Raw genomic sequence first — 2,007 nt, forward strand, 5'->3', positions numbered from 1 at the left:
CCTGGCCGCCCGCGGCGAGGTCTACGCGCCGCTGGCGCTCGTGTTCCTGTTCCCGGGGGCGGACATCGTCGTCGGGGCCAAGGTGGTCTTCATGGTCATCTGGCTGGGCGCGGCGACGTCCAAGCTCAACCGGCACTTCCCCTTCGTGATCTCGACGATGCTGGCGAACAACCCGTTCATCCCCTCGGGCGCGCTCAAGCGCGCGTTGTTCAAGCATTATCCGGATGATTTGCGGCCCAGCGGATTAGCGGGTTTCATCGCCCACTTCTCGACTGCCGTGGAGGGGCTGGTGCCGCTGCTGCTGTTCGTTTCGCACGGCGGCTGGCCGACGACCATCGCCGCGGTTGTAATGGTCGTGTTCCACCTGAACATCCTGCTGGCGTTCCCGATGGGAGTGCCGCTGGAGTGGAACGTGTTCATGATCTTCGGGGTGCTGTGGTTATTCGTCGCGCACGCACGGCTGGGCCTGTCGGATCTCGCCAACCCGCTACCGGTCGCCATCCTGTTTGCGGTCATCGCCGGAACCGTCGTAATCGGAAACCTGTTCCCCCGCAAGGTGTCCTTCCTGCCCGGGATGCGTTATTACGCCGGCAACTGGGACACCACGGTGTGGTGCGTCAAGCCCTCGGCCGACGAGAAGTTCCGCGTTGGGTCCCGCGCGCTCGGCCCCATGTACCACTTGCAGCTCGAGCGGTTGTACAAGACCAAGGAGGAGGTGCAGGTCCCCATTCATCTCGCGTTTGCCTTCCGGGGGATGAACACGCACGGCCGCGCGCTCTACACCCTGGTCCACCGTGCGTTGGCCGGCTACGACGAGGACGACTACAACTTGTGCGAAGGCGAGAATCTCTGCGCAATGGTTCTCGGCTGGAACTTCGGCGACGGGCACATGCACAACGAGTGCCTCATTGATGCGTTACAGCAGCGATGCGGGTTCGAGCCCGGCGACGTGCGGGTAGTGATCCTCGACGCGCAGCCCATCCACATCCAGCGCCAGGAGTACCGCCTGGTGGATGCGGCGACGGGCGAATTCGAGCGGGGCTACGTCGACGTCGACGACATGGTCACCACCCAACCCTGGGCGGACGACCTCCCGGTACACGTTCAACACAGCACCGCGGCCGGCCAGGCGTAATCTGGCGCCGTGGGGCGGTCGGTGTTGGCGCGTTGCAGCGCCAGCACAATCGAATTGACGCCAGGTGCTACGTCTACGACTCCGGCGGTGCCTCATGTCGCGGCTGGTACAACAGGGCACGAACCAGCGGACGCGGCCCGACGGACCGAAGCATCTGGCTGGCCGGGCGAACCCGGACCCGCTTCGGCCACCAGAACCAGCGTCCCATGATCGTCATGATCGACGGCGTGATCAGCGTTCGGACAACGAAGGTGTCGAACAACAGGCCGATACCGATCGTGGACCCGAACTGACCGATTGCCCGCAGATCGCTCGAGAGCATCGCGGCCATCGTGACGGCGAACACCACACCGGCAGCAGACACCACTGGGCCGGTCACACCCACGCCGCGGATCAGCCCCGTGTTCAGGCCGGCGCCGATCTCTTCTTCGATTCGGGACACCAGCATCAGGTTGTAGTCGGACCCGACTGCCAGGAGCACGATCAGGGCGAATTCGGTTGCCACCCAGTGCAATTGGAAGTGACCCAGGTGTTGCCAGATGAGCGTCGAGAACCCGAAGGCGGCCCCCAGCGACAGCACAATCGTGCCGACGATGACACCCGCTGCAACCAGAGCGCGGGTGACAAGCACCATGATGATGAAGATCAGCACGATCGACGCCACCGCGGCGATCAGCAGGTCGTACCAGGCGCCGGTGGCGATGTCGTGGAACGTCGCGGCCGTGCCGCCAAGGTAGATGTCGGCGTTCTCCAACGAAGTGAGTTTCAGCGCCTCTTTGGCCGCATTGCGCTCCTGATCGACGGACTTGATGCCCTCCGCCGTCGCGGGATCCACGGCGTGAGTGATGATGAAGCGCGCGGCCTTGCCGTCG

General features: G+C 64.4%; 2 protein-coding genes. One reads left to right on the forward strand and one right to left on the reverse strand.

Features of this window, described 5'->3' with window-relative positions; genetic code table 11:
* Positions 1-1,135: DUF3556 domain-containing protein (locus VN856_RS24300; RefSeq protein ID WP_325694038.1), on the forward strand; the 1,135-nt coding region annotated here is incomplete at its 5' end.
* Positions 1,136-1,208: 73 nt separating this feature from the next.
* Here the strand turns inward: VN856_RS24300 and VN856_RS24305 are convergent.
* A partial coding sequence (locus tag VN856_RS24305; RefSeq protein WP_325694041.1) for an MMPL family transporter occupies positions 1,209-2,007 on the reverse strand: 799 nt, incomplete at its 5' end.

It is taken from the genome of Mycobacterium sp. (genome assembly GCF_035603715.1).
Taxonomy (GTDB): Bacteria; Actinomycetota; Actinomycetes; order Mycobacteriales; family Mycobacteriaceae; genus Mycobacterium.